The sequence below is a fragment of the Hymenobacter negativus genome (assembly GCF_017571495.1).
Taxonomy (GTDB): domain Bacteria; phylum Bacteroidota; class Bacteroidia; order Cytophagales; family Hymenobacteraceae; genus Hymenobacter; species Hymenobacter negativus.
The window spans coordinates 128,889-147,499 of the sequence record NZ_JAGETZ010000012.1; the positions used below are offsets into that span (position 1 = coordinate 128,889).

Annotated in this window: 17 protein-coding genes; 8 read left to right on the forward strand and 9 right to left on the reverse strand. The window is 59.3% G+C overall.

Annotated features, from left to right (window positions below; all coding sequences use genetic code 11):
• The first annotated feature begins 41 nt into the window (after positions 1-41).
• Together J4E00_RS21565 and J4E00_RS21570 are read left to right on the forward strand one after the other, a co-directional pair.
• Positions 42-866: a helix-turn-helix domain-containing protein gene (locus tag J4E00_RS21565; RefSeq protein WP_208177354.1), complete on the forward strand. Its 825-nt coding sequence runs from the start codon at positions 42-44 to the stop codon at positions 864-866.
• 132 nt (positions 867-998) lie between these two features.
• Entirely contained in the window at positions 999-1,721 is a 723-nt protein-coding gene (locus tag J4E00_RS21570) for a pirin family protein (RefSeq protein WP_208177355.1), read from the forward strand.
• A gap of 110 nt (positions 1,722-1,831) precedes the next feature.
• On the opposite strand, the gene J4E00_RS21575 is transcribed toward J4E00_RS21570, so the two are convergent.
• The gene (locus J4E00_RS21575) at positions 1,832-2,734 is read right to left on the reverse strand and encodes a hypothetical protein (RefSeq protein WP_208177356.1); all 903 of its coding nucleotides are present in this window, start codon (positions 2,732-2,734) and stop codon (positions 1,832-1,834) included.
• Positions 2,735-2,950: 216 nt separating this feature from the next.
• Between J4E00_RS21575 and J4E00_RS21580 the strand changes: the two genes are divergently transcribed.
• Together J4E00_RS21580 and J4E00_RS21585 are read left to right on the forward strand one after the other, a co-directional pair.
• Complete coding sequence (locus J4E00_RS21580; RefSeq protein ID WP_208177357.1) at positions 2,951-3,928, forward strand: fasciclin domain-containing protein; 978 nt, start codon at positions 2,951-2,953, stop codon at positions 3,926-3,928.
• Between the two features lie 140 nt (positions 3,929-4,068).
• Positions 4,069-5,610: an alpha/beta hydrolase family protein gene (locus tag J4E00_RS21585; RefSeq protein WP_208177358.1), complete on the forward strand. Its 1,542-nt coding sequence runs from the start codon at positions 4,069-4,071 to the stop codon at positions 5,608-5,610.
• A gap of 97 nt (positions 5,611-5,707) precedes the next feature.
• Here J4E00_RS21585 and J4E00_RS21590 read toward each other — a convergent pair whose 3' ends face one another.
• The 4 genes from J4E00_RS21590 to J4E00_RS21605 all read right to left on the reverse strand — a co-directional run bounded on the left by J4E00_RS21590 (position 5,708) and on the right by J4E00_RS21605 (position 10,157).
• On the reverse strand, positions 5,708-7,558 hold the full coding sequence (locus tag J4E00_RS21590; protein WP_208177359.1) for a M2 family metallopeptidase: 1,851 nt from the start codon (positions 7,556-7,558) through the stop codon (positions 5,708-5,710).
• A gap of 71 nt (positions 7,559-7,629) precedes the next feature.
• Positions 7,630-8,571, reverse strand: coding sequence for a M90 family metallopeptidase (locus J4E00_RS21595; RefSeq protein ID WP_208177360.1), 942 nt, complete (start codon positions 8,569-8,571; stop codon positions 7,630-7,632).
• Between the two features lie 36 nt (positions 8,572-8,607).
• The gene (locus J4E00_RS21600; RefSeq protein ID WP_208177361.1) at positions 8,608-9,927 is read right to left on the reverse strand and encodes a hypothetical protein; all 1,320 of its coding nucleotides are present in this window, start codon (positions 9,925-9,927) and stop codon (positions 8,608-8,610) included.
• A gap of 20 nt (positions 9,928-9,947) precedes the next feature.
• Positions 9,948-10,157, reverse strand: a complete 210-nt coding sequence (locus tag J4E00_RS21605; RefSeq protein ID WP_236050013.1) for a hypothetical protein — start codon at positions 10,155-10,157, stop codon at positions 9,948-9,950.
• Between the two features lie 184 nt (positions 10,158-10,341).
• Between J4E00_RS21605 and J4E00_RS21610 the strand changes: the two genes are divergently transcribed.
• On the forward strand, positions 10,342-10,854 hold the full coding sequence (locus tag J4E00_RS21610) for a GNAT family N-acetyltransferase (protein ID WP_208177362.1): 513 nt from the start codon (positions 10,342-10,344) through the stop codon (positions 10,852-10,854).
• A gap of 31 nt (positions 10,855-10,885) precedes the next feature.
• On the opposite strand, the gene J4E00_RS21615 is transcribed toward J4E00_RS21610, so the two are convergent.
• Together J4E00_RS21615 and J4E00_RS21620 are read right to left on the reverse strand one after the other, a co-directional pair.
• Positions 10,886-12,325 (reverse strand): DEAD/DEAH box helicase, encoded by a 1,440-nt coding sequence (locus J4E00_RS21615; RefSeq protein ID WP_208177363.1) that lies wholly within the window; start codon positions 12,323-12,325, stop codon positions 10,886-10,888.
• Positions 12,326-12,352: 27 nt separating this feature from the next.
• Positions 12,353-13,294: a YihY/virulence factor BrkB family protein gene (locus J4E00_RS21620; RefSeq protein ID WP_208177364.1), complete on the reverse strand. Its 942-nt coding sequence runs from the start codon at positions 13,292-13,294 to the stop codon at positions 12,353-12,355.
• Positions 13,295-13,394: 100 nt separating this feature from the next.
• On the opposite strand from J4E00_RS21620, the gene J4E00_RS21625 reads away from it, so the two are divergent.
• Positions 13,395-13,928: a DUF2062 domain-containing protein gene (locus J4E00_RS21625; protein ID WP_208177365.1), complete on the forward strand. Its 534-nt coding sequence runs from the start codon at positions 13,395-13,397 to the stop codon at positions 13,926-13,928.
• 706 nt (positions 13,929-14,634) lie between these two features.
• Here J4E00_RS21625 and J4E00_RS21630 read toward each other — a convergent pair.
• The gene (locus J4E00_RS21630) at positions 14,635-16,164 is read right to left on the reverse strand and encodes a tail fiber domain-containing protein (protein ID WP_208177366.1); all 1,530 of its coding nucleotides are present in this window, start codon (positions 16,162-16,164) and stop codon (positions 14,635-14,637) included.
• Positions 16,165-16,372: 208 nt separating this feature from the next.
• Between J4E00_RS21630 and J4E00_RS29610 the strand changes: the two genes are divergently transcribed.
• The gene (locus J4E00_RS29610) at positions 16,373-16,501 is read left to right on the forward strand and encodes a hypothetical protein (protein ID WP_410779762.1); all 129 of its coding nucleotides are present in this window, start codon (positions 16,373-16,375) and stop codon (positions 16,499-16,501) included.
• Between the two features lie 28 nt (positions 16,502-16,529).
• Here J4E00_RS29610 and J4E00_RS21635 read toward each other — a convergent pair whose 3' ends face one another.
• A complete protein-coding gene (locus J4E00_RS21635; RefSeq protein WP_208177367.1) occupies positions 16,530-17,057 on the reverse strand; it encodes an NADPH-dependent FMN reductase in 528 nt (175 codons plus the stop codon).
• A 595-nt stretch (positions 17,058-17,652) separates the two neighbouring features.
• On the opposite strand from J4E00_RS21635, the gene J4E00_RS21640 reads away from it, so the two are divergent.
• On the forward strand, positions 17,653-18,357 hold the full coding sequence (locus J4E00_RS21640; protein WP_208177368.1) for a carboxypeptidase-like regulatory domain-containing protein: 705 nt from the start codon (positions 17,653-17,655) through the stop codon (positions 18,355-18,357).
• The last annotated feature ends 254 nt before the right edge of the window (positions 18,358-18,611 follow it).

Genomic DNA, 18,611 nt, shown 5'->3' on the forward strand with positions numbered 1-18,611 from the left:
CGCGTTGAAACCAACGCCATTCCCGGCCGCTGTCCCTCCCCATGATTAACACAAACCTTAAGTTTTGCCGGCGCGAGCTCGCCCTCACACAGGCCCAGATGGCCGACAAGCTCGGCATCAAACGCTCCTTGGTGGGCGCCTACGAAGAAGGCCGCGCTGAGCCCCGCCTCGCTACCTTGGTCAATATGGCCCGTCTGTTCGGTATCACCCTCGACCAGCTCGTAACCACTGACTTTAGCAAGAAAAAGAACGCCAAAATCATCGGCACGGCCCCGGCCCCCGATGCTGTAGGTGCCGAAACCGACGACCAGCCTGAGCCGCCCACGCCCGCCGGTGGCAAGCTCCGCGTGCTGGCCTTCACCGTAGACCAGGACCAGAACGAGAACATCGAGCTGGTGCCCCAGAAAGCCGCCGCCGGCTACCTCAATGGCTACGCCGACCGCGAGTACCTGGAGGTATTGCCCAAGTTCCGGTTGCCCATGCTCTCGCAGACCGGCACTTACCGGGCTTTTGAAATTGCTGGCGATTCTATGCTGCCTATTGCCAGCGGCACTGTCATCGTGGGCCGCTACGTAGAAGACTGGTCCAGTATTAAGGACGGTACGCCGTGCATTGTGGTGAGCAACCGCGACGGTATTGTGTTCAAGCGCGTATACAACAAGCTGCGTTCCGGCGCCATGTTCGTGCTGCACTCCGACAACCCGCATTTCTCATCCTATGATGTGAATGCCGATGACGTGCTCGAAATCTGGGAAGCCAAGAGCTACATCAGCAGCACTTTCCCCATCGCCGAGCTATCGCTGGAGCGCGTAGCCAGCCTTGTTCTCGACCTGCAGCAGCAGGTGGCGTTGCTGAAAAAAGCATAAGCAGCAATAAGAAAAACGCCATACCGGGCACAGGTGAAGTATCGCCTGTGCCCGGTATGGCGTTTTGGCTTTGCCAACTTCCGGGCTGACTGTCGCGTATGGGAGGCACTCCCATTCTGTAGACTTCACCTTATGCTCAAATACATTTCCGCCGCCGACCGCCATCATGCTGCTCCTGCTGCCTGGCTCAGCAGCTATTTCCTGTTTTCGTTCGCCGATTATTTCGACCGCGACAACCTGCATTTCGGGCCGTTGCGGGTGTTCAACGACGATAGTGTGGCTGCCCAGTCGGGCTTTCCGCAGCATCCGCATTCTGAGATGGAAATCGTGACGCTGGTGCTCGATGGCGAAATCACGCACCAGGATACAATGGGCAACAAAACGACCATCAAGGCCGGTGAAGTGCAGCGCATGACCGCTGGTACCGGCCTGGCCCATTCCGAATTCAACCGCCAGGACAAGCCCCTGCACCTCTACCAGCTCTGGTTTATTCCCGGCCAAAAGGGCCTGGCGCCCAGTTACGAGCAAAAAGACATCGGCTTCATAAGTGGCAGCAAAAACGAGCTGGTGCCCCTTGTAACGGGGCAGAAAGTGCTGGAAGACGTGGTGTATATGAATTCGAACAGCACCGTATACTGGTCAAACCTGAGCGAAGGCAAAGAAATAGAGTTCAAGACATTTCCCATTCGCCTCACTTTCATCTACGTAAAAGAGGGCGTCATTTTCGTAAATGGCACTGAATTGGGCCCCAACGACCAGGCACGGATGACCGATGACGATGTAGTACAGATTCGGGCCGCCAAGGATGCGCAATTCATCCTGATTGACTTGCCATCGTCGGAATCTAACTACTAACGCAGCCTGCCGTCCTGAACATCAGGCTACGTCAAACACATTAACACCAAAAAAGGCCGGACATTATCCGGCCTTTTTGGCGTTGGAAAACAGTTTGCAGAATCTGCAGCTTAAAAGTTGTAGGTGATGCCAGCCGAAAAGCCCGTCGACTTTCCAATGTTGCGCCCAGCTACATAGGTGCTGGCCCCTAGCGTCAGGCCGAAGCCATCGGTGATGGGCCGGTAAGCACTGGCGCCCACCCGAATGTAGTTGACGCGTGTTGAAGGGAAGAAGCCGGTGAAGCCCTGCTCCGAAATGTCGGTGCCGCCGTTTGATTCCTGAAACGAAGCGAAGCCTTCGATGTAGTTTTTGGGGCCGGCATAGCCAATTTTGGCTTCGCCAATCAGCGCATTGGGCACTTCGCCGGTGCGTAAGCTGTAGCCCACCTGCCCGGTAGCAAATACGCCGGAACTGGTTTTGAGGTGCGCTACCCCCAGGGCCGAGTATTTAGTGGCCCGGTTGCCGATGGCAATAATGTAGCCATACCCGGTGTTGGTCTGGTAGTTACTTACGGGGGTGCTCACGCTCACTACCCCGAGTAAATCGAGGATGCTGCTTCCGATTTCGCGCGAGAAAGACTTGAATTTGAGCAGCGCCGTGAGGTCTTGCAGGCCCTGACGGGAGTTGGTGAAGCCCTCCGTCGGCCGCTGCACGTTCAGGTCGTTGATGGCAAGGTCGGCGGCCTTGCCTTTTGACTGGATGTAGGGGAGGCTGACCACGGCATCAATCTTGTCGGTGAAGCCATAGGTCGCGTACAGGTTGAGGGAGTTGACCTGTACTTCCTGGAAAACCGGAATGCCTTCTGCTTTTACGGGGGCGAGGTAGGCTGTTTTGTAACGCTCGGCAGTGGCCGAAACTACCACGGAGCCATGGCCCTTGCCGGCCATAAAGCCACTGACAAGCCCCTGGGCATGAGCAGTGGTACCTGCGCCAACAAGCAGAAACGAAGCGAGTAGAGAGGAGAGTTTTTGCATAATGGCAAGAAACCAACGAACCGGGAATAAATAAGCACAAAGGTTAATCTTCGGGCCAACTTGGTTTGCGCGCGAAGACAAGCAGGACGCAATTTACGGTTGTGTTTGGACTTATGGATTTATCTTCGCACAATCCGAACCCTTTTTAAAATCGTTTATAGTCAGTGCTTTGGGCCAAATCAGTTCTTTAAGCCGATAAAATCAAGTATTTACGCGATGAAAAAAAATCTTCTACCCAAAGCCAGCGCGCTGGCCCTGAGCCTGCTGTTGTTGGGCGGATGTGCAAAAAATAAAGATATTGAGCCATCCATCACCAACATCGCGGTGACAAATTCCGATTTCCAATTGTTAGAAGATGCTGCTATTCGGGGCGGGGTGGCTATTACACTGGGCAACAAGAATCCGAATGCTGCGGATGGTAACTATACCGTGTTTGCGCCTACTAATGCTGCCTTCAATCGTTTGGGTATCAAAGAAGCAGTCGATTTTACGGCGCTCCAGGGCGATTTCCTGACCAACACCTTGCTTTACCACGTGTACAGCGGTACTCTGGCAGGCGATGCACTCGCTACGAATAGCACGTCGCCGTCGGCGTTGGGGCCTACGCGCCGCATTATTCAGCGGGCTGATGGCAGCCGCTACGTAAACGGCTCGAAGATTCTGGGTACCGACGTGAAGGCCGCTAATGGTCTGATTCACCCCATTGACAAAGTTCTGATTGCCACTGGTGGCAACGTGGTTGAATCGGCGCAGGCATTGGCTGGTGCGAAGGTATTCGCGAACCCGGAGCTAACCTTGCTGGTGGCTGCGGTGGTGAAATGCAATCTGGCCGGACTGCTCTCGCAGCCCGGCCCGTACACTGTGTTTGCGCCCTCCGACCAGGCCTTTATTACTGCGGGCTACCCCAGTGTAACATTCATCAATAACCTTTCGCCAGCGGACGTTGCCAAACTAACAAACGTACTGGCCAACCACGTTTTAGCAGGCACAAACGCTAACAAGTTCACGCCAGAATTGCCGGATGGTACTTCCGTAGCAACCTTCGGTGGTGGTAGCCTGCAACTTGGTGCTTTTACCAATGGGATACTGACGGTGAAATCCCGGAACATTACAACGCCGGCTACTATGGTGATTCCCGATGTGCAGTGCACCAATGGCGTGGTGCACGTCATCGACAAAGTGCTGCTACCCTAATGCTATGAGGCCAATGGTGGCAGCAGCAATGTCTCTTTAAGTTAAGCGTGCGAGTGGTATTAAGGTACTGGAACAGGTCCCGACCTGCCATTGTCAAAACTGTTTGTCGGCTGGCGGGCCTGGGCTTGCTGGCGGGCGTGATGCTGCCCAACCAAGTACACGCGCAAACGCCCACGCCGGCGCGGGACTCGTCAGCTGTTGCGGTTAAGGCTGCCAGTGCAGCTGCGGTTTCGCCCGTGGTTGGCGTGTGGAAGGGGCCATTGCCCATTCCGGGGGGCAGCCTACCCATTCAGTTGGAAGTGGGGCAGGTGGGGCCCAACAAACTGGTTTCGACCCTGGACCTGCCCGCCAAGCGGCTCAACCGTATCCCAATATCACTAACCTTTCGGGGCGATACATTGGTGTTTTATGCGCCAAAGGCTGATAGCCGCTTTGTTTGCTTGCTGAGTGCTGACGGACAGGAATTGGTTGGCCAATGGACCCAGCCAGGGCTGCGGGTACCCGTCACACTACGACGCAACGTGCCCGCAGGGGCTGTTGTGAGCGGGCCGACGGTGGTAGTGAAAGCTACCACCTATCACACTGAGCCCGTGACCCTGGCTAGCCAGCCCGGCAGCGTGAAGCTAGCCGGCACGCTCAGCATCCCCGATGGCGCGGGACCGTTTCCGGCGGTGGTGCTGCTGTCGGACATGGGGGCGCAGGACCGGGATACCCGGCAGGGCAGCTACCATTTGTTTGCCGATATGGCATCGTTTCTGGCGCGGCAGGGCATTGCCGTGCTGCGCCTCGACGACCGTGGCGTGGGAGAATCGACGGGCTCGGTGCCGCTGACCACCACCGCCGACCTGGTGCGCGATGCCCAGGCGGCGCTTACATACCTGCGGTTGCGGCCCAGCCTCGACCCGGCCCGCACTGGCTTCATCGGGCATGGCGAGGGTGGAAATGTCGCTTTGCTAGCAGCGGCGCAGCCTTTGCCGCCGGCATTTGTGGCTACCCTGGCGGCCTCCGGACTAGTAGGGCTGGAGCTGCTGGCTAACCAGGCCGAACCCATCACCAGCCCCGCCGATACCGCCCGCGTTGGCACGGCCCGCCGCGCCGCCTGGGCCGAAGTGCTGCGCAAGGCTGAACAACTTCGTAACAGCGGTTCCAACGCGGCGCAGGTAGAAACCTATGTGGCCCAGCAACGGCTGAAAATTAAGTCTGCGGAGCGTAAGGAACTGGAAGCCATGCTCAAATTCCGGCGTTCCATGTTTGAAATCATCCGGCAGACGCCGAACGATGACCAGGCCCAGGCCATCGTGGTAAATATGCTGCACCAGCGCTACCCCAGTATGGACCCAGGAGCTGCCCGTGCCCGCGCCGTGCAGCTCACCACCCCGTGGTACCGCTACTACCTCAAATTCGACCCGCAGCCCGGGCTGGCCGATGTGCAGTGCCCGGTATTATTACTTAATGGCACGAGCGATGCCGAGGTGAATGCGGCTGCCAACCTAGCCGCGCTCGAAAAGGGCCTCCGGGCCAACAAGCGCGTAACAGTGCGCCGCCTGCCCGCCATAAACCACTGGTTTCAAACCCCTGCTTCGGAGCAAATAGCCGCCACCGATGGTACGGTTGACCCCGTGGTATATCCTGTGATGCTGGATGTTGTTCGGGATTGGGTATTGCAGCAAGCCGGCAAATGAGCTGAGACAAAAGTACTTCTATCAAAAAAACGTTATGCTGCGCCTATGTGCAGCATGACGGTCTGGATTGTTGACTGGTTGCCTGCCGGTGACTTGCTTACATCGTGTATTTCCGTCCCTTGTTCTGCTCTTTCAAGTACGCCATCAATGGCTGGAAATAATCAATCATGGCGCGGGCCGAAAGGTCCTCGCCGGTTTTTTCCTTTAGCACAACGCGCCAGTCGCGGCTGGAGCCGGGACGCATGATATCGCGTAGGAAATCGCCCACCTCCCGGTTGCCGTAGTAGTTGGTGGCGTGTGGGTCCTGGTGCAGAATGTTTTTGGCAATGTGGTCGTGCAGCTGAAACAGGATGACGTAGCTCAGCGCATAGTCATAATACTGCGCAGGGTCGTCGTTGATATGGGTTTTGGTGGCGGGGTCGAGGAAGTTTTCGCCGCGCGGGGTGGGCGGCACCATGCCCTGGTACTCTTTACACAGTGCCCACCACCTGGCATTTAGCTGGTCGGCCGAGAGGTTTTCGGCGTAGAAGCTGTTTTCCCATTCGCTCATCACCCCCGAGGCAAACGGGATGAAAGTCACATAGCTCAACGCTTCCTGGAGCAGCTGCTGAATCTGGTCGGTTTTGGTGTTGGCCGGAATCAGGCCCAGGCCGGCCAAGAAGGGTTTCTGCTTGGCGGCCAGGCCCATCATCGTGCCGATGGCTTCGTGGTAGGCGCGGTTGGCTCCCTGGCGGAGCAGGGGTGGTACGTCGGGGTTGGAGTAGGATTGGTAGTAGAAAATGTGGCCCAGTTCGTGATGAGCAGTTTCGTACCACTCGGTGTTGGCTTCCACGCTCATCAGGCTGCGCAGGTCCTGGTTCAGGTCCATGTGCCAGGCCGAGGCATGGTTATTTTTCTTATAAGCAGCGCCTTTGGGCAAAGGGTAAAGGCTGCTTTTTTCGTAAAACGAGGCTGGCAGGGCCGGAAAGCCCAGGCTTTGGTAGAACCGTTCGCCCTGCTTCACCTGCCATTCTGCACCTTTTTTGGCCAGCACAGCGTCGAGATTCAGGCCTTTCACTTCTACCAGCGAGCCCCAGTCCTGGCCCCAGCGATTGGGCAGCCAGTGAGCGGGCAGGAAGTCGGGTACCTGCTTCACCTTATACTTTTTGGCTAGCTCGTAGCGGGCATAGGTGTGCAGCTCACGGTAGAGTGGGCGTAGCTCAGTGTTGATTTTACGCACGAGGGCCATCATTTCCTCACGCGTCATGCCGTAGTCGCTGGCCTGATACGTAAAATAATCGGGGTAGCCGAGGGCCTGCACGGTCTGGTTGCGCAGGTCGCGCAGGTTCAGCAGTCCGTCTTTAAGGGTAGGGCCGATTGCCTTGCTGGTTTCCCACACCTGCTGACGCTTGACGGGATTGGTTTCCTTACGCAGCAGCTCGTCAAGGTCGTTGGTGGTGACGGACTTGCCAGCGTATTTGTAGTCGAAGCCGTAGAGCTTTTCGGTTTGGGCGGCTTCGGCGCTGATGCGCTTTTTCACCACATCAGCTACCGTTTGCGGGTTGTTGGCGGCGTTGTAGAGGGCCGTTTCCAGCTGTTTGGCCTGGATGGGCGTGAGGACATCTTTGTGCTTGAGCAATTCCCGCAGCTGCTCAATGTTGGCCGTGCTGCCCGTGAAGGCGGCCATGCGTTGGTTGGCGCGGGTGGTGGCGCCCGCATTGCTGGTGTCGCCGGGTACGATGTGCGTGTTGGAGCGCCACTCAGCCTCACTCGAAGCGGTGTAGAGGCGCACATACTCGGCATTGTAACCCCTTAGGAAGTCCTCGGCTACGGCCCGGTAATCGGGCAGGGCCGGGGCAGTGGGCGGCGCAGGTGGTGCCACGGGCGTGGTGGCTACGGGCGCTTTGGCAGTGGGTGCGCAGGCCGCCAGCGTGGCCGCGGCCAGAAAGGGAAGCAGGTGCTTTTTCATCCGGCAAAGAAATACATTGTGCGCCCGCCTGTCATCTAGCGCTACGCTTAGGATGCCAGATGAAAACGTTTCTACGCTGCCTGGGCCTGGGCCAGATGGCAGTCCTTATACTTCTTGCCGCTGCCACAGGGGCATGGGTCGTTGCGACCAAACTTGCGGCGGCTGCGCAGGGTTTTCAGCCACTCGCGCGGGTCCACGGCAAAGCGCAGAAAGCGCTTTTTGGGGTTTTGGCGGAAGGCGCGGCTCAGCAGCTCGTACAGTTCCGGATGGTTCTCCTGCAGCTTTTCCGGCTTTTCAAAAAAGTATTCGGTGACGACGGCGAAGAACTCGGCCTCGTTGGTGGCGGCGTAGGGGTTGATTTCGGACTTGCCCGCCTGAATAGCCGCAATTTCGCGCTGCATCACCACCGTCCAGGGTTGAATCAGCTCGGGTGGCAGGGCGGCTTTGGGCAGGCCATCAATCACGCCATCGGCTTCGTCCAGCATGTGCGCAAATTCGTGAATGCCCACGTTCTGGCGGTCCATGCCGTCGCGGAAACCTTGCTCGAGCGAGGCTTTGGACAGGCGCATATAGTGCTGGTTCTGGAAGCCCTGCACCGAGCCGAGTAGGGTGCCTTGCAGCGGTTTTACTTCTTTGCCGGGGTCGTTTTCCAGCTGCCAGGCATCGGGCAGAATGAGTACTTCGCCGAGGTTGCTGTATTCCCAGGTGGGAAAGCCAAACACCGGAATCAGGGCTGACGCTGCTACCAGTAAGCGCGTGGTGTCGTCCACTTCGGTTTGCACGCCGGTGATGCGCGTGCTGGCCAGAAATACCTGCACCTGCTTCTCGAAACGGACTTTTTCTTTCTTGGTTAACGACAGGTAGAAAGCCACGCGTTCGGCCAGAATCTGCCGCCAGGCGGCGGGAAACGCTTCGGCCAGCGCGGCGGTGCGGCGACGCGAGTCGGCGGTGGCGTATTGGTAAAACGCGTACAGAATGGCCACCAATACGGCCAGGGAAATGATATAGGGCATGGGCTGGTTAAACGGCCCGCCGCGGTCTGGGTTGGCTTATTTACTAGCAGTGGCCACCCGGGTTGCCGCATCGGGATTGCGGCTTAGGCGGTAGGCCAAGTCTAGTCGCGTGGTGATGTCCGAGCCGAATAAAAAGCCGGAAAAAGAATTGTCATTGCCGCGCACATACATCTGCCCATCAAGGTCCAGGGTGAAGCGCTTGTAGCGCCAGCCTAGGCCCAGGTTGGGAAATAGCGCGGTCGATGCATACGCCAGCTCCTGGTCGGTGGGCCTGGCTGGCGGGCCGGCGGTGGTGGTCACGGTGGAACCGAGCACCCGGTTTAGTTCGAAGCCTAATCCCAGCAGCAACTGTTGCTCGTGGGGTAGCTGCACGAAGTACCGCAAGCCCAGCCGTGCCGTGGCCAGGGTCGACTGATACTTATAATAGCTATACACCTCATCGAAGTTGCCGTTAGGCAGCGACACGTAATTAGCCAATAGGCTGCTCCGGCTGCTAAAGCTGCTCAGGCTTAACTCGCCGTAAATAGCCACCGAACGGCTGGGTAAAAACAGGTCGGCGTAGAGCCCGGCAAACGGGCGCACCTTACAGTCGGAGCATGCCTCGTTTGAGGAATTTCTGGGCGTCAGGTAGTTGTAGCGCGCTCCCGCCAGCACCCCGCCTTGAAACGCGACCCAGCGGCGGGGTGCCGCCGTCGCCAGCCAGCTGCGGCCGGGCCGGTGGTTGGGAGTACAGGCAGTATTATAGGCCTGTGTTACGGCTACCAGGCTTGGAGCTGTAAATGTGGCTTGCAGCACTGCAGCGCGAGCTTCCGGGCAATTGGCAAAGGCCTGCAACAGCTGCCCGCGAAAGTTATTGCCATCGGTCTTCTGCCAGTAGCCGTTGGCATTTTCGCGCAGGTACTGGTGTTCGCACAAATCCAAAGGTGCTTGGCCGGGAAGCAGCAGCGGGTAGTGAATACTACCTGGCTGGACCACGCGCAGGAGTGTGGCCGGGCCATCCAGCAGCACTTCGGCCAGCAGTGAATCGATTTGCACGTCGGTGGCATAGCCGCGCCGAAGGTCACGCTGCCGGGTTTCAGCCGCGTGGTCGATTGGTAACGCCTGATAGCGAAAATACCGGCCGTTGGTGAAGCACACAACTCGTAACTGGCGGGGCTGAAGCAATTGACTCGGGCCGTTGGGTTCGGCTCGAAACCGAATGAGAGCCGGTGGCTCTACCCAAAACCCGTTTTCGATTTCACCCCGGAGCGTATCGCCGTTGCTGCGCACCAGTAAGCCCGGCTCGTAGGCCTGGGCCCGCGTTTGGAAGGTGTAAAACAGCGAAGCCGTAAGCAGAAGTAGTAATCGTTGCAGCATAAGGGTAGATTATGATGCAGCTAAAGCAATGGCAAATGCACCAGCAGCTTCTCCTGCAGCAGCGCAATCAACTTACTGTCTCCAAATGGGTATTTATCAGGAATGCGCAGCACCACGAGGGTTTTGCCGCGCAACTCTTCGGCAAACTTTTCCCGCAGGCGGTTGGCGTGGCGGCGCTCCATCACGAAGACCGTTTCGGCCCAGCCCAGGTGGCCGGCTGTGACGCGCACCCTGGCCCCCGGCTCGGTGCCGGCCGAGCGGGCCTCGTAGTGCGGGTGGTCGTCGAACAGCCGCTCGGCGGTGAGGCTGCGCCATTTATTTTGGCTGCAAATGAAGAGGAGGCGAATGGGATGGTTGGTTTTGCGTATGGATAAGTGCTTTCAACTACCAATGTAGCCACTGAACCCGTTCCCGATGCAGCCCGCCACCACCCCTGCTATTCCCGTTGAAGTCCGGATTCGTCCGGCCCAGCCTACCGATTTGCCTTTTATCCTGGCCCTGGTGCCGCGCCTCAACGCATTTGGCCCGCCGGCCTGGCGCGACCCGGCGCACATGACGCAATTCGACCGCGACGTGCTGACGCGCGCCGTGCTGGAGCCCACGCCCGACCACCATGTTTTCATCGCCGAAACTACCCAGCCAGCGGGGCTACTCCACCTCAGCAGCAGTACCGACTACTACCAGCAGACCCACGCCCACATCGCCGACTTAATTGTGGACGCTGCTGCCGAGGGCCAGGGTGTGGGCCGCGCCCTGCTGGCCTACGCCGAAACCTGGGCGCGGGACCATGGCTTTGCCACGCTCGCCCTGAGCGTATTCGCCCAAAACACCCACGCCCGTAGCGTTTACCAAAAAGCCGGTTTTGGCGAGGACATGATTACGTGCATCAAGTCACTGCACCCCCACGCCAGCCGTGAGGTGGAGTAGGAGGGCAGTGGTCTAATGTCATCAATGGCCGCTACCGAATCAGCGCCACTTTTACTTTTTTACCTTTCACTTTGGCGCCCTGCATGCGGGCCAGCACTTCCTCGGCCTGGGCCTCAGGTACGGCTACGAAGCTGTGGTGGTCGAAGACTTCGATGCGGCCCACGGCGTCGCGCTCTAGGCCGCCCACGCTCACGAAGGCCCCGGCCAAGTCGCCCCGGCTGATTTTCTCGCTTTTGCCGGCCGATACGTGGAGCGTGACGGTGCTCGGGCGTGGGGCTTTGGGTGCGGCAGCGGGCAGGGCTGGTGGGCGCAGACCGGTCCATTGCACGTTTTTGGCGGTGGGCCACTGCTGAATCTTCTGCTGCTCGTAGGGCGTGACGAGCAGGTGGGCGGTGCCGGTAGCGCCGGCGCGGGCCGTGCGGCCCGCGCGGTGCTGGAAAGTATCGGTTTCGTGGGGCGGGTCGAACTGCACCACGGTGTCGAGGTCGTTCACGTCGAGGCCTCGGGCAGCCACGTCAGTGGCCACCAGCACGGTGGCCGAACCGTTACGCAGCTTCATCATGCTCTTGTCGCGCTCGGGCTGCAGCATTTTGCCGTGCAGGGCTTCAGCGGCCAGGCCCCGGCCGCGCAGAAAGCGCGTGAGTTCCTCTACCCGGTCGCGGGTGTTGGCGAAAACGAGCGAACGGCCGGCCTCGGGCTGGCTGATAATATGGTAGAGGGCAGCGGGCTTCTGGTCGGCGGCGCTAAGCACGTGGCCGCGCAGCACCAAGCTTTCGGGCAGGGTGGTGGCGTTGGAGCCGCCCACGTTCATCACGCGGGGCCGCGTCAGGTACTCACGCACCAGGCTCAGTACTTTATCCGGCATAGTGGCCGAGAACAGCAGCGTTTGCCGGCGTTGTGGCAGGCGGCTAATTATCGTCGCCATTTCCTCCTGAAAACCCAGTTCCAGCAGCTTGTCGGCCTCATCCAGCACCAGCACTTTCAAGCGGTTGGGCACAATGGTGCGGCGCTCCAAATGGTCGAGCATACGGCCGGGCGTGGCCACCACCACGTGGGGCATCTGCTGCAGGCCTTTCACCTCGTCGCGCATGGCGTGGCCGCCATAATAGCCAGCCACCCGCAGGTTGGGAATGTGCTTGCCGAGTCGTTGCAGGGCATCGCGCACCTGCAGCACCAGCTCGCGGGCCGGCACCAGCACCAGCGCCTGCATAGTAGCCGAGGTGGGGTCAACCTGCTGCAGCACAGCCAGGCCGTAGGCGGCGGTTTTGCCCGAGCCGGTGGGGGCCTGCCCGGCCACGTCCTGTCCCTCAAGGGCGGGGGCCAGTACCAGCTGCTGTACAGCGGTGGGCTGGGTGAAATTTAGTTCGGCCACGCCCGCCAGCAGGGCAGGGGAGAGGGCGAAATCGGCGAATTGGAGGTCAGGCTTGGGCGCGGGCGCAGCGCCAGCGGCGGAGGTATCAGGAGTTTGCACGACACAAAGGTAGACGTTGCGCCTGAGCTAGCGTTCCTCCTCCACGTTCACCAGTCGGTAGCGCACGGCTGTTTTCTTGGGTCGAATGTCCAGGCCAATCCGGTGGGCATACGCCTTCGTAAACGCCGCTCCGAAGTAGAATATCATGGCGCAGTAGAACACGAACAGCAGCACCAGCACCAAGCTGGACGCCGGCCCGTATACCGGTCCCAAATCGCGGGCCACCAGCAAGTGCCCCAGCACCACTTCGCCTAGGCTGATAAGCAACGCCGTGAGCGCCGCGCCCCGCGTCACAGCGCGCCAGGGCACTTTGGCCAGACTCAGGGTGCGGAAGGTGATGCCAAACCAGGCCGCCAGAATCAGCCAAGCGATGACGGCATTCAGCCCGCGAATGATGAAGTAGGTGAAGGTCGCGTCGAAGTCGTGAATGCTTTCGGCAAAGAGGCCCAGGGCCGAATCGGTACCAAAGGCCAGCAGCGACAGCACCGCCGTGGCCAGCAGAATGCCCGCCGAGCGGGCCCGCTCCCGCAGGGCCTGTGAAAATTGCCCGGTGCCGCGCTTCGGCCGGATTTGCCACAGTTGATTGAGCGAGTGCTGAATAACCGTGAACAGCGTGGTGGCTACAAACACCAGAAATGCGAAGCCCGCCACCGTCACCAGCCGGCTGCGCATGGGGTCAGCCACGTTCATCACAATCTGGGCCACCAGCCCGGCTGCCGAAGCGCCCACCAGGTTGCTGATTTTTCCCAATAGCAGCTGCCGCACCATCGACGTGGAATAGAGCGAGCTCAGCAGCTGAATAAGAATAATGAGGATGGGCGGCAGCGCAAACGACGTGAAGAATGCCGTGGCCGCGCCCAGCCGCAACGGGTCGTTCTGGCCCAGCTCGCGGGCAGCACGGTGCAGCAAAATGGGCAGCTCGCGCCACCACGGACCCGGCAGCTCGGCCGGCGAATCTAACTTTGTCATAACACCCAAGGGGCAACATTCTCGGGCTCATCCGTAAAGAAGAAGCCCCCCGACGAAGGTACGGGCTGCCGAATAGCCCGGTTCACTGCTCACATGCTTTATGTCGATTCCCGAAACTGAGCCGCTCCCGGTGGCTGCCCCGCCCCGCTCCTGGCTGCGCCGCCGCGTGCTCGACCCCTTTCTCGACCTGCTCAAAGCCGGCCTCTCACCTGAGCAGCTGGCCCTGACCATCGGTCTCGGGGTAGCGTTTGGGCTGGTGCCGCTTTTTGGCGTTACCACTGTAGTGAGTGTAACCACTGCCCTGCGGCTGCGCCTCAATGTGGCCGCCATGCAGCTGGCGGCCCACCTCATGAGCGCCTTTCAGCTGCTGCTGCTCATCCCGTTTCTGCGCGCCGGGGCCACCATCATGGGGCAGGGTGATAAGGTGAAGCACCTCACCGTAGAACGCATCCGCTATCTCATCGACCACGACGGCTGGGCAGCGGTGGGCAAGCTGCTTTGGCGCGCCGAGCTGGGTGCCCTGCTGCTATGGGTGCTGCTGGCCGTGCCGCTGGTCGCACTGCTGTACTTCATCCTGCGGGCGGTATTCCGGCGGGTGCTGGCCAAGCAGGACGCAGTTATCAATCAAGGGTAACAGATGCCCCAATTTCTCACTCCTTCATTAAGAAGGTATTTGGGATTTAGGCGGGGCATAGTTGATTGAGGCAGATGGTTGAGTGGGCAATCAGCAGCCACGCTTCATGGCTGGCGGGGGTAAATTCGTAGTCGACGGCCAAGCGCCACGAACTGGCTAGCCGCCCGCCGTGCGTTCGACCACCCAGCGCTCCACGGGCATAAAGCCGCGAATGCTCGGCGGGCGGCTAGCCAGTTCGTGGCGCAGGCCCAAGGCCTATAGGTGGGCGGCAACGCCACCGCGGTAGCCATTGTCGGGGAGCACCGTGGCCAGGCCCCATAGTTCCGTGCATGGGCAACAGCGGTCGCATACCTTGCCACTGCGAGTCAGCAAGCGATTGATAGCTGTCAACCATAAAGCGTCCGGGAGCCTAGAAACTCCCCGCACAACTTACGGGCTCGTTTTTATTTGCCCAGCCTACTTATCCCAAACACCCTCTAAGGTTCTTCGAACACCTACGTTCTTCCATCAGTCATTAAGCCAAAGCCATGTCCTCCGCACTGCCAGGGTCTTGGTATAAGTGCTAATCTAAGCCACATAAGCCCCATCAGTCGTTTGCCGCACCAAGCGCGTGTTTGAATTTTGGCAAAAAGGTATCCGGAAGGTCATGCCTGCTTCGACAAGCGGATGCTAGATGTGACCAAAACTAAAAATTCCAAACACGCGCTTAGCGTTGGGCCTGGGGGCTGAGCAAGGCTTCCAGGCGGCGCAGGCGCTCTTCCAGGTCGGCTGCGGCGGTAGCGGCACCGGCTGGCTGGGTAGCCGAGCGGTTGTCGATGCGTCGGACCTGTTCCCGAAGCCGGGCGTTTTCCTGTTGTAGCGCCAGCACTTGCCGGTAGAGGGCCTGGATGGCAATAAGATTGACCCCGTCGAAGTCGGCTTGGTTAATAGTCGAGTCGTTGCCGATGCGGCCCACGGCATCGCGGCCGAAGGCCTGGTAGAAGTCCTGGGCCATGGGGCCGTAGTGACGCATGGTGCCGGGGTCCTGGCCCCGGTAGTTCCACGAACCCAGCCGCAGGCGGTTGATGCGCTCCAGGAAACGGTTGCCGTCGGCCAGCACGACCCGCTCTTTTTTGGTGGAGTCGGAAATGACGGTCCAGGAGTTGCCGCCGGCTGCTATCTGCACGCCGATGTTGGCGTTGATGTTGGTGAACAGGCGGTAGCCGCCGACGTAGCGGGCTGCAAACTGGTTGCTGGCCGTGCTGGTGAAGGTGTTGGTCGAGCTGGCGTCGGCAGCCACGAAGGTGCCGGTGAATCCGTTGGAGCTGCTGCGTTGGCCCAGGGCCACGGAATAGTCGTTGAGGGCGTTGGTTCGGTAGCCCAAGGCCACGGCGCCTTGTCCTGCGGCCCGGCAGGTATAGCCCGCAGCCAGGCTGCAGAAGCCGCTAGCGGTGTTGGCGGCGCCCAGGGCCACGCTGCCAGTACCGCTGGCGGTGTTGTTGCTGCCCATGGCTGTGCTGGCCGTGCCGCTGGCGGTGGAGCCGTCGCCGCTGGCGAAGGTGGCGAAGGACGATGCCGTGACGTTGTTGCCAAAGGCCTGGGAGTAGAAGCCGACGTTGGCATCGTCCCACTGGGCGCCGGAAACTTCCCCGGCGCGCAGGGCGGCTTTGTAAGGATGCCACATCAGCCGCAGCCCGGCCCCGCTGGCCGGGATGATGCCGTAGCCCAGGTTGCCGGTGGCGAGCAGGCCGGCGTCGGCGTTGTCGAGGCGCAGGCCGTAGGGGAAGCCAGCGGCAGGGCGACCGGCCGTGCTGGTGCTGCCGATGCGGACCAGGCCATCGGAACTGACGCGCAGGCCCACCGTGCCGGGGGTGGCAGCGGTGCCGCCCACCAACTGGTTGCCGTTCAGCACAATGTTTTGGGTGGCCACGTGGTTGCCCAGGTTGTCGCCGCTGGCGGCGGTGGGCAGCAGCGTCCAGGAGCTGCCGCCGTAGAGGTAGAGGCCAGCGGCGGCCCCGGCGGGGCTATCGGTCTGGTACACCAGCAGGCCGGGCACGGGGTTCTGGATGGCTTCGCGCTGCGTCTTGGTCAGGCGCGGCGGCAGGAAGCCCTGGGGCGTGGTGGCCGGGTTAGGAGCCGATACGTCGAGGACGGCGGAGCTGGCCGGGGTGGTGGTGCCGATACCGACGGATTGGGCCCGGAGGACGGCCGGTGTGGTCAGCAGCAGGGCGGTGGCGAGGAGTACGGGTGCTTTCATAACAGTAGGAAAAAGTGGCCCGCAAATATAAGATAGGCTAGCTAAGTACCTGAAGAGTAAAGCGCCAAGCCGCCGTAGGGGAAGCTGGGCACCGGCGTAGTTGCACTAGCTGGCGAAGTAGAACAGATGGGCAACGGGTTCACTTCACCCTCCGGCCCTCTCAAGGAGTGCATTCAACGGCTTCGTCCCGGTAGCCAAAAGCTGGGTGGTGGAACGCACTTTCGCCTGGCTGATAGGCTTCCGCCGCTTGGTCATCGACTACGAGTACATTCCGGCTAGTCATGTGACCTGGCTGATGCTGCCCAACACGACCCTCTGCCTGAATCGAATGCTCTAATTCTCAAACACCCTACTAAAGCATTGCGTCAGAATGCCAGCAGGGCTACTGCCTGCTCGTGAAGCAGCTTGCGGGAAAGGTCATGGTTGAGGCCGCCCTCGGCGTTCAGGTCCTGGTTGATGAAGGGCAGGCGCACGCGCTGGGGCAGTACGCTGGCGCCTAAGTACATCAGCACATCGGTGAGGTGGGCCATGGCCAGCAAACCGCCCTGCCCGCCGCTGCTCAGGCCCACCAGCGCTGCTTTTTTGCCCTGAATTCCACCCGGATAAGTCAGGCCATCAATAAACGCCTTAAGCACACCGGGGAAGGAAGCGTTGTATTCCGGTACCACAATCACCAGCTTCTCGCCCGCGTCCAGCATTGTGGCCAGGTTGTTAAACTCCGGGTGGTTGCCAACATTGTGGTAAAGAGCTGTTGCCGTGAAATTCTCGGGCAACTCGGCCAGGTCCAGAATCTGGCTGCTGGCGCCCAAGTCCGCGAGGATGGTCTGATAGTAGTTGGCAATGCGACGGGCGCGGGAGTGGGGCCGGTTGGTACCAGCAAGGATGGTTATCAAAACGAGGCGATGCTAAAGAAGAACGGCGTGAAGCTATGTTACTAACTCAACAGCTATACCTGAAGTTATGAACCCAGGGAAAGTTACCCGTTGGGGAAGTAACGCGCTCAATAGGCACAGTAAAAAGCGGCACTCTGGCCTTGGTTTTACCCTTGCATTCCTACGGATAGAAGTAAGCTCATCCGCATCTTGAGGGAAGAAACTGATGCGATGGAGTAGGAGATGAGAATTATTGAACTAATCCCAGAATGGGAACTAAAGAGGAGGTTTGCTATGAGATTTATCGCTATTGTCTATTACTTGAAATTTTGCAATATTATTTTGTGTCATTTGTATGCGTTTAACCTTGCAAAATAGTGACTAAGATAAATAAAGCGGTATTTTGCCAAGAATTTCTTAACCTCGTCCTTATTCCAAAAATTGGAATTTTAAAACTTTAGACTGGTAAAATCAATCGTTTGTGTTCTAAAACACTTGATTCATCGAAAACCGATTAACGTCGCTATTTTTTGCCCGTAAACTTGTCAAACAGTACGAGTTCAAAGCCTGTGCTGGCCGCCATAATCGTTTTCAATTTCCTCAATTCTCTTTCAATATGGCATTAACTGCTCACCCATTTCACCCCGTTACCCAGGAGTTGCTTCCCGGGTACCGGGACGCCTATCTCCGGGGCGACTTGTCGGGTAAGAACACCGAACTGGTGGACGCTTACCTAAAGGCCAATCCGGACAAGGGCGGCGAAGCGTTTCAGCGCTTCCACACCCTCAAAGCCAAAGGCCACGATGTCCGGCCCGTGGGCTGGCTTCAAAACCAATTTGACCTCATTCGCACCGAGCCGGCTCGTTTCCGTCGGCGGGCGGGCTCCATCGTGATGGTGGCCGCTTTGCTGAGCGGTGCCGCTTTCGCCAGCAACAACCTGCACAGCACGGCTAGTGCCACCCTGCCTTCGGGCATGGTAGTAGCCGCTGTCGGTGAGGACCTGACGAAAGTAGCCGATGCGCCCGAGGCAACCGTTGCCGTTACCAAGATGACGACCGTAACCGGCCGCATTCTGGATGAGAATGGCAACCCGCTGATTGGCGCTACGGTGCTTGATAAAGCACGCGGCCGTGGCGTAAGCACCGATGCGCAGGGAAATTATTCCCTGACGGTGCCGGCCAACCAGACCTCGAAGCTGCAAGTAGGCTACGGCGGTTACAGCGAAGAAGACCTGCAAGTGCAGGTGAAAGGCTACAGCGTGCAAAACGTGACGCTGGTGCCCCAAGTAAAGGCCAAGAAACACCATTGGTGGCAGTTCTAGGCACCTGATTTTCTTTCGGGACACTCTGTTTTGGCGGCAGCATGCTCTGAAGAAGGATACGGGGGCCGGAGCGGGCTTTGCCCATTCCCACCTGCATTGATTAGGACGCTTCACTAACCTCTGATTCGCTTCGGCACCTGGCCGGCAATTTGCGAAAAGAGCCCTTGCTGAAGCCCTTGTATTGCCGAGTGTTTTCCCGAGAAAAACTGCTTCCTCTTGTCTGACCGTATATTTGGCTGGCCGGGTGGGGGGAA